Genomic DNA, 14,774 nt, shown 5'->3' on the forward strand with positions numbered 1-14,774 from the left:
CCGTGAAAAAGCGAGTCGTAATAACCGGTATGGGAACGGTATCGCCGGTCGGCAACAACCTCGATGAATTCTGGAGCGCCCTTCTGGCCGGCAAATCGGGGATATCGAAAGTCACCCAGTTCGACGCCAGCGAATACGCCACCCAGATCGCCGGCGAAGTCAAAGGCTTCGATCCGGGCAGCTATATGGACAAAAAAGAAGCCCGCCGTATGGACCGCTTCACCCAATTCGCCATCGCCTGCACCCGGATGGCCCTCGACCACGCCAAACTCGACCTCACCGCAATTGACCGCGACCGCGCCGGCACCATTATCGGCACCGGCATCGGCGGCATGGAAACCCTGCACGACCAGTACAAAGTCCTCTTCGATAAAGGGCCCAACCGCGTCAGCCCCTTCTTCGTCCCGATGATGATCGCCAACATGGCCTCCGGCCTCACCTCGATCACCTACGGGCTCCAGGGCCCCTGCCTGTGTGTCGTCACCGCCTGCGCCACCGGCACCAACTCCATCGGCGAAGCCTTCAAAATCATCCAGCGCGGCGACGCCGACATCATGGTCTGCGGCGGCACCGAAGCCACCATCTCGCCGGCCGCCATGGCCGGATTCAGCTCCATGAAAGCCATGTCCACCCGCAACGACGAACCCGAAAAAGCCTCCCGGCCCTTCGAAAGCGGCCGTGACGGCTTCATCATGGGCGAAGGCTGCGGCGTCGTAATCCTCGAAGACCTCGACCACGCCAAAGCACGCGGCGCCAAAATCTACGCCGAACTCGCCGGCTACGGCACCAACGCCGACGCCTACCACATCACCGCCCCGGCCCCCGAAGGCGCCCAGCAGGCCAAAGTCATGGCCAAAGCCATCGCCGACGCCGGCCTCAAACCCGAGGACGTCGACTACGTCAACGCCCACGGCACCTCGACCCCCCTCAACGACAAAAACGAAACCCTCGCCATAAAATCGCTCTTCGGCGACCACGCCAAAAAACTCGCCGTCAGCTCCACCAAATCCATGACCGGCCACCTCCTCGGCGCCGCCGGCGGCATCGAATGCATCGCCTGCGCCCTCACCGTAGCGAACGACATCATCCACCCCACCGTCAACTACGACAACCCCGACCCCGAACTCGACCTCGACTACGTCCCCAACAAAGCCCGCAAACAGGTCGTCAACGTCGCCATCTCCAACTCCTTCGGCTTCGGCGGCCACAACGCCACCATCCTCGTCAAAAAGTACGTCGGCTAATATCATGGACAGCCGGCAGGAGAGCGGCACACTGGACGACCTCGGCCATAAACTCGGCCAGACCTTCGCCGACCCGGACCTCTTGAAGCAGGCTCTCATCCACACCTCCTACGCCAACGAACGCAAAACAGGCAGCCTCGCCCATAACCAGCGGCTGGAATTCCTCGGCGACGCCGTCCTCGACCTCGTCATCAGCGAACACCTCTACCGCCGCTTTGCCGACCTCCCCGAAGGCGAGCTCACAAAAGCGCGGGCCGCCGTCGTCTGCGAGCCCACCCTTGCCAGAAGGGCCAAAGAACTCGGCATCGGCCGCCACCTCCTCCTCGGCAGGGGGGAAGCAGCCTCGGGTGGCAGAGAACGCGACTCCATCCTTGCCGACGCCTTCGAAGCAATCGTCGGCGCCGTATACCTCGACCGCGGCTTCGCCGCCGCCAGTGACTGCGTACTCACCCTGCTCGCCGGCGAACTCGACGCCCTGGCCGGCGGCGACTTCGGGCGCGACCACAAAACCATCCTCCAGGAAATCGCCCAGAAGAACGGCGACACCAGAATCAGCTACGAAGTCATCGGCGAAAGCGGACCCGACCACAGCAAAACCTTCACAGTCGCCGTCAGCGTCAATGACGTCCGTCTCGGCACCGGCACCGGCAGGAGCAAAAAAGAAGCCGAACAAAGCGCCGCCGGCCGGGCGGTCGAACAACTGGGCGCCACCGACTAAAACCGTCAGAAGGATGTTTAAAAGCTCCACCGGGGACTTTTAAACATCCTTTTTGCCTTCAACCGCACCAAGCGCATATTCTTCAGGATGTGAAACAATGAAACACCGCATCATCCCCGTCTTCATCCCCCATCACGGCTGCCCCCACCGGTGCGTCTTCTGCGACCAGCGCACCATCACCGGCGTAGCCCGGCCGCCCGGCGGGGCGGAAGTAGCCGCCCTCATCCGCGAGTGCCTTGCCGCCCCGCGCCCTGACGGCGCCTGGGAAATCGCCTTCTACGGCGGCTCCTTCACCTGCCTGCCCGCCGCCCGCCAGACCGAGCTCCTCGCCCCCGCCAAAGCCGCCCTCGACCGCGGCGAAATAAGCGCCATCCGCCTTTCCACCCGCCCCGACGCCATCGACCGCCAAACCCTCGACCGCCTGATCGCCCACGGCGTCGGCACCGTCGAACTCGGCGCCCAATCCCTCGACGACGCCGTCCTCGCCGCCGCCGCCCGCGGCCACACCGCCGCCCACACCGCCGCCGCCGCCGCCGCCCTCAGGGCCGCCGGCCTCAAATGCGGCCTTCAGCTCATGCCCGGCCTCCCCGGCGAAGACTGGCCCAGCCTCATCGCCACCACCATCCGTACCCTCGCGCTCGCCCCCGACTTCATCCGCATCTACCCCGCCGTCGTCCTCGCCGGCACCGAACTTGCCGCCCTGGCCGCCGCCGGCGTCTACCGGCCGCTCGCGCTCGAAGCCGCCGTCGCCCGCGCCGCCTACATCAAAAACACCTGCGAAAATAACGGCATCCCCGCCATCAGAGTAGGTCTCCAGGCCAGTGCCGAACTCAGCGGCGGCGCCGTCCTCGCCGGCCCGTACCACCCCGCCTTCGGCGCCATGGTCGAAGCCTACCTCTTCAAAATCCTCATCGCCGGCCTCCTGGAGCAAACCGGCCGCCCCCGGCCGGACGCCATCCTCATCCGCCACCACCCCCGCGACGCCTCGGCAGTGCGGGGCATCAACAACGCCAACCTCCTCGGCTGGGCAAAAACCTATCGCCTAGCCGGCTGCCGGCTCGTCCCCGACTGGCCGCGGCGCGGCGAAATCGCCGTCGTACAACGCAATCTGACATATATACTAAATAAAGCGATGATATTTAGCACTTAAAAAATACCAAAGAAGGAATTTTTAGGAAACATGGCGAATAGGTTATACCCAACGAAGCTCCAACCGCAAGGAGGTTATAGCATGGAAGTACTCAAAGTTTCCGCGCAGTCGAACCCCAAATCAGTAGCAGGCGCCCTCGCTGCCGTTCTCAGAGAGAGAGGCACGGCCGAAGTGCAGGCAGTAGGGGCGGGAGCGGTCAACCAAGCCATCAAGGCTGTTGCCATCGCTCGCGGCTTTGTCGCGCCCAACGGCATCGACCTCATCACAATTCCCGCCTTCACCGAAATCTCCATCGACGGCGAAGAGCGCACCGCAATCCGGTTCATCGTCGAGCCGCGTTGAGCGGAAAGGATGTCTAAGAGGTTCATCGTCACGATGAGCCTCTTTTTATTTTGCGGACGCCGCATATCGCCCGGCGCAGAACAGGGTTTTTCGATAATATGTCGTATATACAATAAGACGTGGTAAAAACTTGGTATAGATACTACATCTAGTAGTAAGGGTGGTTTTGGGCTTGTTGCTCCGTAAACTTGAAGCCTATGGCTTCAAATCATTCGCCGAGAAAACCGAAATGGAATTCAAGACCGGCATCACCGCCATCGTAGGCCCCAACGGCAGCGGCAAAAGCAACATCTCCGACGCCGTCCGCTGGGTCCTCGGCGAACAGAACATCCGCAACCTCCGCGGCAACAAAATGGAGGATGTCATATTCTCCGGCAGCGCCAAACGGCGGCCGCTGGGGGTCGCCGAAGTATCACTCGTCTTCGACAACGCCGACGGCCTCCTGCCGCTCGAATTCAACGAAGTCACCATCACCCGGCGCGTCTTCCGCTCCGGCGACGGCGAATACTTCATCAACAAAGCCCCCTGCCGCCTCAAAGACATCCACGACCTCCTCCTCGAAGCCGGCCTCAGCCGTGAATCCATGACCGTCATCAGCCAGAACAAAATCGACGAAGTCCTCAACAGCAAGCCCGAAGAACGGCGCCTGCTCTTTGAGGAAGCCGCCGGCATCGTCAAATACAAGAACCGCAAAAAAGAAGCCCTGCGCAAGCTCGAGGACACCGAGCAAAACCTCACCCGCGTCCTCGACATCACCGCCGAAATCGAAACCCAGCTCGGCCCCATGGCCGAAAGCGCCGAGCGCACCGCCCGTTACAACGAACTCGCCGCCGAGCAGACCGCCTGCCAGGTCACCCTGCTCCTCCACAGACTCACCCAGGCCGAAAAAAACCTTGAATCCGTCACCCTCGAACAAGCCGCCCTCACCGACGAAGACATCGCCGTTGGCACCAGGCTGTCTGTCGCCGAAACCGACAAAGAAAAATACATCGACAACCTCGCCGCCCTCGACGAAAGCCTGCGCGACGCCGAAAGCGCCCTCGCCCAGACCGCCACCGAGCTCGAACGCCTCGACGGCAAAACCGCCGTCCTCAACGAACGCATCGGCCAGGAGCAGAAAAGCCGCGACCGCGTCATCCAGGACATTAGCCGCCTCGAAACCGAAAAAGAGGAAACCCGCGCCCGCCTCCAGGAATGGCAGGCCAGCCACACCGGCAAAAACGCCCAGGCCGAAGAACTCCGCGCCGCCCTCGCCGGCCAGGACCAGGCCCTTCAGCAGGCCGCCGCCGCCATCGACGCCGCCCAGAGCAAAATCAACGCCGCCAAAGACGAAACCTTCGGCCACCTCCAGGAGCTCGTCACCCAGAAAAACGCCCTCCGCACCCTCGAACGCGACCAGGAAAGCCAAAAACTGCGCGAAGGGCAGCTCATAAAAGAACGGGAAAGCTTCGCCGGCCAGTTCCAGGAAACCACCCAGTCCTTAGGCAGCGTCCAGTGGGAGAAACAGGCCCTCGACCAGGACCTCGCCGCCACCGACACCACCGTCGCCGGCCTCGCCGACCGCAAACGCCAGCAAGACGCCGCCTTCAGCGACAACAAAGCCGCCGAAGCCCGCCTCACCGGCGAAATCGGCCAACTCGCCTCCCGCCTCAAAGTCCTCAGCGACATGCAGGAAGAATACGAAGGCTTCGGCCGCGGCCCCAAAAGCGTCCTCAAAAGCGACCGCCCCTGGCGGCAGGGCGTCCATGGCGCCGTCGCCGAAATCATCACCGTCCGCGATCCCCACATCGTCGCCATCGAAACCGCCCTCGGCGGCGCCCTCCAGCACATCATCGTCGCCAGCGACGACACCGCTAAAGCCGCCGTCGAGCACCTCAAAAACCACAACCTCGGCCGGGCCACCTTCCTGCCTTTGAGCACCATCAAGCCAGCCCGCCCCAGAGACGCCGAAACAGCGGCCGCCCACGCCCAAGGCTCAGTCGGCTTCGCCGCCGGTCTCGTCGAATGCGAGCCGCGCTTCAGGCCGATAATCGACTACCTCCTCGCCCGCACCATCGTCGCCGCCGACATCGACGCCGCCCTCCGCATCGCCCGCGGCGCCGCCTTCGGCGTCAAAATCGTCACCCTCGACGGCCAGCTCATAAACCCCGGCGGCAGCATCACCGGCGGCAGCGTCGGCCGGCGCGAAGCCAGCTTCCTTGGCCGCAGCGGCGAAATCGCCGCCCTCAAAGAAACCATGGCCGCCCGCGAAACCGACCTCGTCGCCCGTCGCCGCCAGACAGCCCAGCTCCAGGCCGACATCGCCGCCCTCGACGAAAAAATCGCCGCCGCCCACGGCCGCCGCCGCACCCTCGAAGTCCGCCAGGCCGAACTCACCGTCCACGCCGAAAAAACCGGCCAGGAAATCAAACGTCTCGACCTCGCCCTCGTCACCATCGATGGCGAGCTCGCCGCCAGCCGCGGCGAAGCCGCTGCCATCGCCGCCAAAATGGCCGACGTCGCCGCCGCCATCGCCCTCATGGAAGAACGCGACAACGAGCACAAACGCCTCATCGCCGGCTGGCAGGAAGACCTCAAAAAGCTCCAGGCCGACCGCGAAACCATTTCCGGCGCGCTCACCGACAGCAAAATAAAACTCTCCGCCTTAGAGCAGGAAGTAAATGCGATCGCCGTAAACTGCGAACAATATAAACAAGCCGAAAGCCGCATCAATCGCCAGATCGACGCCCAGCGCGGCGACATCGAAAGAATAGCGCAGGAGATCGCCCGCGCCGAAGCCGACCTCGCCGGCGTCGTCCAAGCCAAAGAAACCCTCGCCGCCGACAAAGCCGCCCAGGAGAAAACCCGCGACACCGTTCTCAAAGACAAGCTCGGCATCCTCGCCAAACAGCAGAAACTCGAACGCGAAGTCAAAGACCTGCGCCGCCGCCAGAACGCCAGCCAGGCCCGCCTCCACGAACTCGACCTCCTCGCCGCCAAACACGGCTACGAAGTCGCCAGCTGCACCGAGCAGCTCCGCGACCACTTCAGCCTCGACCGCGAGCAGGCCCAGGCCGTCTTCCGCGACGACGACCCCGCAATCCTCGCCGCCCGCGTCGACGAACTCGCCCTCGACATCGAAGCCCTCGGGCCCATCAACCCCGCGGCCATCGAAGAATACGCCCGCCTTCAGGAACGCTACACCTTCCTCCGCACCCAGTACGACGACCTCACCGCCGCCAAAGACTACCTCCTCACCATCCTCAAAGACATCGACGCCACCATGGCCAAACAATTCAAAGCCGCCTTCGCCCAGATCAACGAACACTTCGGCGAACTCTTCGTCCGCCTCTTCGGCGGCGGGAAAGCCCAGCTCATCCTCGCCGACCCCAACGACATCCTCGGCACCGGCATCGAAATCGTCGTCCAGCCGCCCGGCAAAAAGCAGCAAAACCTCGCCCTCCTCTCCGGCGGCGAGCGGGCCCTCACCGTCATCGCCCTCCTGTTCGCCTTCCTGTCGTACCGGCCCACGCCCTTTTGCGTCCTCGACGAAATCGACGCCGCCCTCGACGAAGCCAACGTCCAGCGCTTCAGTGAATTTTTACAGGACTACGCCCGCAGCACCCAGTTCATCGTCGTCACCCACCGCAAAGGCACCATGGAAGCCGCCGACGTCATGCACGGCGTCACCATGGAAGAATCGGGCGTATCCAAACTCATCTCCGTCAAATTTATGGACAAGGCAGGTTAACGCACCATGGGCTTCTTCGACCGCCTTAAAGAAGGCCTCACCAAAACCCGTAAAGGCTTCACCGAAAAAATCGAGCAGCTCGTCAGCGGCTACGCCACCATCGACGACGAATTCCTCGACGACCTCGAAGCCGTCCTCATCGCCGCCGACGTCGGCGTCAAAACCGTCGCCGCCCTCATCGCCGACATCAAAGCCGGCGTCAAAGCCAAACAGATAAACAGCCCCGACGACCTCGTCCCCTTCCTCAAAACCCGTATCGCCGCCATCCTCGCGGCAGGGGAGGGCGCCCCCCGCCAAGCCGAAACCGGCCCCACCGTCGTCATGGTCGTCGGCGTCAACGGCGTCGGCAAAACCACCACCATCGCCAAACTCGGCCACTACTACCGCGAACAGGGCCGCCGCGTCCTCCTCGCCGCCGGCGACACCTTCCGCGCCGCCGCCAGCGAACAGCTCGAAATCTGGGGCGGCCGCATCGGCGCCGAAGTCATCCGCCACAAAGAAGGCTCCGACCCCGCCGCCGTCGCCTTCGACGCCGTCCAGGCCGCCAAAGCCAGGAACGCCGACCTCCTCATCGTCGACACCGCCGGCCGCCTCCACACCAAATCCAACCTCATGGAAGAACTCAAAAAAGTCCACCGCGTCATCGCTCGCGAACTGCCCGGCGCTCCCCACGAAGTCCTCCTCGTCCTCGACGCCACCACCGGCCAGAACGCCCTCAGCCAGGCGCGGCTCTTCAAAGAAGCCGTCGAAATCAGCGGCCTCGTCCTCACCAAACTCGACGGCACCGCCAAAGGCGGCGTCATCGTCGCCGTCAAAAGCGAATTAGGCGTGCCGGTCAAATGGATCGGCGTAGGCGAGAAAATGGAAGACCTCAGGCCATTTGTAGCCTCAGATTTCGCGGACGCTCTCTTCGGCTCCAAATAATATAGGGCGACCGCCCATAAGCGCCCATCTGCGGCGTTGCTCCTCGGCTGCCATCCTCAGCGTACGTCCGTGTACGCTTCCGGTGTCATCCTCCGGTGCGCCTTGCATCTGGGCACTTCTGAACGGTCGACGGCGCAAGAATACGAGAAAACGAATAAACGAAGCACCGGGTTTATCCCGGTGCTTTTTGTTTGCATTATATGCATTTAGGTACTTGCAATAGATTTTAATTTACCTGCCCGCGGCTATCTTCAGCAGCGCCGCGCGGTTGTGGCAGTATTCCAGCTCTGCCGCCATCACCGCCGCCTTCACCCGGTCGAGCCGGCCTGTCTCGCCGCCCGCGCCGGCGGTCGCGAGGCGATGCCACAAAGCCTGGAGCAGCCGCGTCGCCCCCGGCAAGCCGTGGAGATAAAACACCTTCTTGAAAATCAGATTCACGAAAAAATGCTCCAGCAGGATATCCGCCGGGGCGAGCGCCGCCACTCCGGCGGCCTCCGCCGCATCCAGGCGGTCGTAGTTTCCGCGGATCAGCCGGTCGACCTCCCGGCCAACGGATGGGGAAGAGGGGAGGGAGGCCAGCGATGCCGCCGTCGCCGCCAGGAAATCCAGCCGCGCCGCCACAGTCAGGCCGCGGCACTGCATAATATCGATGAAATGATGCTCAAGCTCGAAATAATACCCCAGCACGCTATGGAGCGGCTGCTGGCCGGGGAAAACCTCGGCCGTGTAGCCGTCCGCTTCAAGCGGGATAGGCGGCTCCTCGGCGCGGACCACATTGAGCGGCTCCGTCCTCTCCGCCAGCCGCAGCACCTCCGGGCAACTGAAGCTCAGCGTCACCTCCACGCCCCGCGCCGTCCGCATCGGGTAACGGGGAAAAAGGCGGCACACCCCGTCCAGGTGCTCGTGCCCCGCCTCGCGGTGAAGCAGACACAGGTTGTCCTCCCGCAAAAACCAGCAGCCGCCGCCCAACCGCTTGGCGATCGCCGCATACTCCCCGGCGGCCCTCTTTCCCGTCAGCGGCGTAAAAGCCGCCTGAAATTCCACCTCGCGGCCCGTCCGCGCAAAAAAATCGCGGTTGCGTTTATAGCCAGCCTCGTCCACCGTCACCAGCCAGTCGTTGCGGCAGCACGTGCCGCAGCAGGCGCAGGTGAAGTGGGGCACAAAATCAAGATAAATATACATTCTCTTCTCCTTGGTACTTGGGGACCGCCCATAAGGCTCCATCTGCGTTGTTAGGGCTGCGCGTGCTTGCTAGCGTACGCCCAAGTACGCGTCGCTGCGCATGCTCGCCCTGCCTAGCATCTGGGGCCTTCTGAACGGTCCCGGCATTTCATTGTTTTTGGATCCGTAGGGGAGAGGGGGGTGAATTTATAGTTGTCTCGGTAGTAATTCTCCAGTTATAGCATAATAAATTAGGTCTACTGCCATTTCATAGTTTTCATAGAAATCTTCACTATCGAGTTCAGGAACCCAAGATGTTCCAGTTCGAGACTCAGGGTGAACAATTTGTATGCGTTTTTCGTAAACGTCTTGCAACATGTAGACATAGCCAGGGGCATGCTTAAATACTTCATAGATGTGCTCAAGAACAGGTTTTATTTCGAAAGTCCTTAATTTGGCCCGATCTTTACTAATCAATTTAAGGCATCCTTCAATACCAAAAAAAAGATTTGCACATGCGTCTTCGCCGTATATCCGCCTAGGGTCATTCCAAAGAGTCTGTGCCTTTAATAAAAGGAAGCATGTTCTTACAACTAACCGATTTGACTCTTTAAAAGAGTTATATATATTATGTATTTTTTCAGGTTTATTGACTGTAGACGAAAACTCGTAAGGAACCGAAATCTGATAACTGTTTTTATACCCCCAAAACTCTTTAGCGCTTAGTCTTGCTAGCATACACGTAACTGCTTGGGCGCGACGCAATGCATTTTCAGAAAATCTTGTCTCATTATTCATAACTAAATCGTACGGTACATCGTAACACTCATCGGACGGTTGAAATGTTAATGTTCCAATTTCAGTTGAGAGTGCTAAAGATGATAATACTCTTACCTCTTGACGAGTCATGTGCACGAACCAATTTGGGAAAGGCGTTTCTTTGGACTTCGTAATTAATATTGGCTCATAGCCCCAAAACGTATATATCCCTTTTGATGTTTCAACGGTACGTCCGTAATAATAACCACCGCTTGAAAGGAACTTACGAATCCGAATAAACTGCCCCTTCATGTTGAAATATTGCCCATACATTTTTCCTAGCCGCTTTCTGCGTTCTATTCCAATATTATTTCCAAGTCCTAATGATAACGCATAGGCACATTTCGTAAGAATGAAAGGATGCTCATATAGTGAGTCCATAATTGAATCGTGAGGTAGTAGCAACTCCCTCTTTATAGTCTCGATTACGTTAGAGGAGTTTTTTGTAGGGTTATGTTCCAAAACATCCAAAATCAGGTCAATAGCTTCGATATCCGCAGATACTTTAAATGAGGTCATGCTATCGCCCCCCTTTGATATGAGCCTTTTCGACACTTTTCCGACATAACCTGCAATATGACCTTGCAAAGAGTACGCAACTCATCCAAAGACCCAGCTTTCACAAAAAATTTTTAGCGCTGATATGTCTTTCCCTGTCAACCTTCAACCCTTGACAGTCGCCGCATTTTCCTCTATACTAATCAGGTGTAAAGGTATTCACCTTGTCAGCGAGGTTAAACGACATGCTCGATAAGGTACTCAGGATAGCCGAATTGTACGACTTCTACGGCGCGCTGCTTACCGACAAGCAGCAGCGCTGCATCGAAATGCACTACCTCGGCGACGACTCGCTCGCCGAGATCGCCGAGGAATTCCAGGTCTCCCGCCAGGCCGTCCACGACATTCTCCGCCGCGGCGAACAGCTGCTCGCCGAATACGAGGAAAAGCTCGGCCTCGTCGAGCGCCACCGCCGCGACCTGGCCGTCATCGCCCAGGTGCGCGCCAGCCTCGAAGCCCTGCCGGCGGAAGCCCGCAGCCTGCCCGAGACGCGGCAGGCTCTCGATCTTCTCCACCAACTGACCGACCGCTGAAAGGAGGCCCCTCATGGTATTCGAAGGCTTGGCCGATAAACTGCAGCAGACATTCAAAAAGCTCAGGGGCCGTGGCAAACTGTCCGAGTCCGACGTCAGCGATGCCCTCCGCGAGGTGCGCATGGCCCTCCTGGAGGCCGACGTCAACTTCAAAGTCGTCAAAGACTTCGTCGCCAAAGTCAAGGAACGGGCCGTCGGCCACGAAGTGCTCGAAAGCCTCACCCCCGCCCAGCAGGTCATCAAAATCGTCAACGACGAGCTCACCGCCCTTATGGGCGGCACCCAGAGCCGTATCGCCATCTCGCCCAAGCCGCCCACCATCGTCATGCTCGTCGGCCTCCAGGGCGCAGGTAAAACCACCACTGCCGGCAAACTCGCCCTCCTGCTCAAAAAGCAGAACAAGCGCCCCCTGCTCGTCGCGGCCGACGTCTACCGTCCGGCGGCCATCAAGCAGCTCGAAGTGCTGGGCGAAAAGCTCGAAATACCCGTCTTCACCCTCGGCGACCAGGAAAAGCCCGTCGTCATCGCCAAGAAAGCCATCGAACACGCCCAGGCCTACGCCAACGACATTGTCCTCATCGACACCGCCGGCCGCCTCCACATCAACGCCGAGCTCATGGACGAGCTCAAAGCCGTCAAACAGACCGTCCGGCCGCACGAAATCCTCCTCGTCGTCGACGCCATGACCGGCCAGGACGCCGTCACCGTCGCCGAAAGCTTCAACAACGACCTCGGCCTCGACGGCGTCATCCTCACCAAACTCGACGGCGACGCCCGCGGCGGCGCGGCCCTGTCCGTCAAAGCCGTCACCGGCTGCCCGATCAAGTTCGCCGGCATGGGCGAGAAGCTCGAAGCCCTGGAGCCCTTCCACCCCGACCGCATGGCCTCACGCATCCTCGGCATGGGCGACGTCCTCAGCTTCATCGAGAAAGCCGAGCAGGCCATCGACTTCGACAAGGCCCAGGCGCTGGAGAAAAAACTCCGCAAAGAAGAATTCACCCTCGACGACTTCCTCGATCAGCTCCAGCAGGTCCGCAAACTCGGCTCCATCGACCAGATCCTCGGCATGATCCCCGGCATGGGCGGCCTCACCAAAAAGCTGCAGGGCGCCGAATTCGACGAAAAGCAGCTCACACAAGTCGAAGCCATCATCCGCTCCATGACAAAGAAAGAGCGCCGCGACCCCAACATCATCAACGGCAGCCGCCGCAAGCGCATCGCTGCCGGCAGCGGCACCCGCGTCCAGGACGTCAACCGACTTCTAAAACAGTTCGCCGACGCGCGCAAGATGATGAAGCAGCTCCAGCAGCACCAGAAAAGCGGCAAAAAAGGCGGCTTCAAACTGCCTTTCATGCGATAAAACCCAGCTAATTGGTTATTTTATAAAGGAGGTGAATTGTAAAATGGCGGTCAAAATTCGACTCAAACGTATGGGTGCCAAGAAAAGCCCCTTCTACCGCGTAGTCGTCGCCGACGCCCGTTCCCCGCGGGACGGCAGGTTCATCGAAGCCCTCGGCCACTACGACTCCACCACCGAGCCGGCCATCATCAAAATCGATGAGGAAAAGGCCATCGAGTGGCTGCAGAAAGGCGCGCAACCCACCGATACCGTAAAAGATCTCTTCGGCCAGGCCGGTATCATGAAAAAGTGGGATGAAGTCAAGCGCTCCAAGAAAGAGGCGTGATAACTAATGAAAGAACTGATAGAAGTTATCGCCAAATCCCTCGTCAAAAACCCCGGTCAGGTAAGCGTCACGGCCACTGACGACAAAGGCGTCACCGTCTACGAGATCAGGGTCGCGCCGGAAGACATGGGCAAGGTCATCGGCAAACAGGGCCGCATCGCCAAAGCGCTGCGCACCGTCGTCAAAGCCGCGGCCACCCGTGACAACCAGCGGGTCATGGTGGAAATCATCTGAAAAGGTGCTGAACAGAATGGAAAGCATGACTTTGAAATGCCCGGTGTCCGTCAAAGCCAAAGTCACCGAGCAGCTCAAGGGCCAGATGGCGGCCGAGATCCAGGACGCCATCCAAAAAGCCGATATGGAGCTGCAACAGATCGAATTCCACGCCAAGCGCGTCCTGACCGAGCAGGCCAGGGTTGACGCCCAGGGACTCACCATGCTGCGCCAGCAGATCGACGCCGAGAAGGCCAAGCGGGTCGAATTCAAGACCCACATGACCGAAAAGCTCAAGGAAACGGCGGCCCTCGAAATCGGCGCGGAAATCGTCCAGGGCACCATGGAAAGAACGATCACGGTCAGCGTCGGCGACAACCTGCATGAAATAATGGCTGCCGAGATTTTGCTCGAAGACGGCAAAATCATCGCTTTTCGCTCTTAGCCATGACTGACGCGAAACTCATAGCAATAGGCAAGGCAGTTGCCCCGCACGGCGTGCGGGGTGACGTTCGTGTTGTCCCGCTGACCGATTTCCCCGACCGCTTCCGGTCGATGAAGAAAGTCCAGTTCGAGGACGGCCGTACCCTCGACATCGAGAGCGTCAAATACCACAACCAGTACATCCACATAAAATTCCGCGGCATCGACGACCGCGACGCCGCCCAAACCCTAAAAGGCAAGCTGCTCATGGTCGGCCGCGCCGACCTTGTCAAGCTGCCTGAAGGCCACTATTACATCTTCGACATCATCGGCCTCAGCGTCTTCGACGAAGCCGGCGTCAGCCTAGGCACCGTCACCGACGTCCTGCCCACCGGCGCCAACGACGTCTACATCACCGAACGGGAGGGCCAAAAACCCCTCCTCATCCCCGCCATCAAGGACGTCGTTAAAGAGATCGACATCCCCGGCGGCAAGATGACAGTAAGATTGCAGGAAGAATGGGATTGACATGCGCATCGACATTGTCTCGCTCTTCCCCGAGATGTTCGCCGGCCCGCTCGGCCACAGCATCATCAAACGGGCCTGCGACGCCGGCCACCTGACCATCGGCGTCACCAACCCCCGCGACTTCGCCTTCGACAAGCATCGCATCGTCGACGACTACCCCTTCGGCGGCGGCTCGGGCATGGTCATGAAGCCCGATCCGCTGTTCCTGGCGGTCGAAAGCCTCACCGGCGACGACAGCGGGCGGCGGCGCGTCATCCTGCTCTGTCCGGGCGGCAGCCGCTTCGACCAGACCAAGGTGCGCGAACTCGCCGGCTACGACCACCTCGTCCTCGTCTGCGGGCACTACGAAGGCGTCGACGAGCGGGTCAAAGAGCATCTCGTCGACGAAGCAATCTCCATCGGCGACTATGTCCTCACCGGCGGCGAACTGCCGGCAATGGTCATCGCCGATGCCGTCGCCCGCATGATCCCCGGCGTCCTCGGCGCGTCCGACGCCGCCGAGCACGACTCCTTCGCCGGCGGCCTCCTAGAATACCCGCAATACACGCGGCCCCGCGAATTCAGAGGCTGGGAAGTCCCCGAGATACTTGTCTCCGGCGACCACGCCAAAATCGCCCGCTGGCGCCGCAAGGAATCGCTCAGGCGGACCCTGGCCGTCCGGCCCGACCTCTTGGACGAAATCGAGCTCGAAGGCATGGACGCCGTCCTGCTGAAAGAAATCCTCGCCGAGCGGGAGGGAGGCTGAC

The 14,774-nt window shown here is 60.4% G+C and carries 15 protein-coding genes; 13 read left to right on the plus strand and 2 right to left on the minus strand.

Annotated elements, in window-relative coordinates:
* Nucleotides 1-2 precede the first annotated feature (2 nt).
* From fabF to ftsY, 6 genes are all read left to right on the plus strand, one after another.
* Nucleotides 3-1,244 (plus strand): beta-ketoacyl-ACP synthase II, encoded by a 1,242-nt coding sequence (gene fabF / locus RIN56_01250; protein ID MDR7865406.1) that lies wholly within the window; start codon nucleotides 3-5, stop codon nucleotides 1,242-1,244.
* 4 nt (nucleotides 1,245-1,248) lie between these two features.
* A complete protein-coding gene (gene rnc, locus RIN56_01255) occupies nucleotides 1,249-1,962 on the plus strand; it encodes a ribonuclease III (GenBank protein ID MDR7865407.1) in 714 nt (237 codons plus the stop codon).
* A gap of 97 nt (nucleotides 1,963-2,059) precedes the next feature.
* Nucleotides 2,060-3,112, plus strand: coding sequence for a radical SAM protein (locus RIN56_01260; GenBank protein MDR7865408.1), 1,053 nt, complete (start codon nucleotides 2,060-2,062; stop codon nucleotides 3,110-3,112).
* Nucleotides 3,113-3,193: 81 nt separating this feature from the next.
* Nucleotides 3,194-3,454: a stage V sporulation protein S gene (locus tag RIN56_01265; protein MDR7865409.1), complete on the plus strand. Its 261-nt coding sequence runs from the start codon at nucleotides 3,194-3,196 to the stop codon at nucleotides 3,452-3,454.
* A gap of 172 nt (nucleotides 3,455-3,626) precedes the next feature.
* A complete protein-coding gene (smc, locus tag RIN56_01270) occupies nucleotides 3,627-7,184 on the plus strand; it encodes a chromosome segregation protein SMC (GenBank protein MDR7865410.1) in 3,558 nt (1,185 codons plus the stop codon).
* A 6-nt stretch (nucleotides 7,185-7,190) separates the two neighbouring features.
* Complete coding sequence (ftsY, locus tag RIN56_01275) at nucleotides 7,191-8,108, plus strand: signal recognition particle-docking protein FtsY (protein ID MDR7865411.1); 918 nt, start codon at nucleotides 7,191-7,193, stop codon at nucleotides 8,106-8,108.
* A 231-nt stretch (nucleotides 8,109-8,339) separates the two neighbouring features.
* On the opposite strand, the gene fliB is transcribed toward ftsY, so the two are convergent.
* Together fliB and RIN56_01285 are read right to left on the minus strand one after the other, a co-directional pair.
* Entirely contained in the window at nucleotides 8,340-9,290 is a 951-nt protein-coding gene (fliB, locus tag RIN56_01280; protein MDR7865412.1) for a flagellin lysine-N-methylase, read from the minus strand.
* Nucleotides 9,291-9,476: 186 nt separating this feature from the next.
* A complete protein-coding gene (locus RIN56_01285) occupies nucleotides 9,477-10,607 on the minus strand; it encodes a hypothetical protein (GenBank protein MDR7865413.1) in 1,131 nt (376 codons plus the stop codon).
* Between the two features lie 224 nt (nucleotides 10,608-10,831).
* Here RIN56_01285 and RIN56_01290 point away from each other — a divergent pair, with 224 nt between their 5' ends.
* The 7 genes from RIN56_01290 to trmD are packed head-to-tail and all read left to right on the plus strand — an operon-like array spanning nucleotide 10,832 to nucleotide 14,773.
* Nucleotides 10,832-11,179 carry a YlxM family DNA-binding protein gene (locus tag RIN56_01290; protein ID MDR7865414.1) on the plus strand — a complete coding sequence of 116 codons (348 nt, stop codon included), beginning with the start codon at nucleotides 10,832-10,834 and terminating at the stop codon, nucleotides 11,177-11,179.
* 13 nt (nucleotides 11,180-11,192) lie between these two features.
* A complete protein-coding gene (gene ffh, locus RIN56_01295) occupies nucleotides 11,193-12,539 on the plus strand; it encodes a signal recognition particle protein (protein ID MDR7865415.1) in 1,347 nt (448 codons plus the stop codon).
* A 43-nt stretch (nucleotides 12,540-12,582) separates the two neighbouring features.
* Nucleotides 12,583-12,864 carry a 30S ribosomal protein S16 gene (rpsP, locus tag RIN56_01300; GenBank protein ID MDR7865416.1) on the plus strand — a complete coding sequence of 94 codons (282 nt, stop codon included), beginning with the start codon at nucleotides 12,583-12,585 and terminating at the stop codon, nucleotides 12,862-12,864.
* A 6-nt stretch (nucleotides 12,865-12,870) separates the two neighbouring features.
* On the plus strand, nucleotides 12,871-13,098 hold the full coding sequence (locus RIN56_01305; GenBank protein MDR7865417.1) for a KH domain-containing protein: 228 nt from the start codon (nucleotides 12,871-12,873) through the stop codon (nucleotides 13,096-13,098).
* 4 nt (nucleotides 13,099-13,102) lie between these two features.
* On the plus strand, nucleotides 13,103-13,522 hold the full coding sequence (locus tag RIN56_01310) for a YlqD family protein (GenBank protein MDR7865418.1): 420 nt from the start codon (nucleotides 13,103-13,105) through the stop codon (nucleotides 13,520-13,522).
* A 2-nt stretch (nucleotides 13,523-13,524) separates the two neighbouring features.
* On the plus strand, nucleotides 13,525-14,028 hold the full coding sequence (rimM, locus tag RIN56_01315) for a ribosome maturation factor RimM (GenBank protein MDR7865419.1): 504 nt from the start codon (nucleotides 13,525-13,527) through the stop codon (nucleotides 14,026-14,028).
* Nucleotide 14,029: 1 nt separating this feature from the next.
* Nucleotides 14,030-14,773 (plus strand): tRNA (guanosine(37)-N1)-methyltransferase TrmD, encoded by a 744-nt coding sequence (trmD, locus tag RIN56_01320; protein ID MDR7865420.1) that lies wholly within the window; start codon nucleotides 14,030-14,032, stop codon nucleotides 14,771-14,773.
* The last annotated feature ends 1 nt before the right edge of the window (nucleotide 14,774 follow it).

The sequence above is a fragment of the Sporomusaceae bacterium genome, assembly GCA_031460455.1.
Classification (GTDB): domain Bacteria; phylum Bacillota; class Negativicutes; order Sporomusales; family UBA7701; genus Anaeroselena.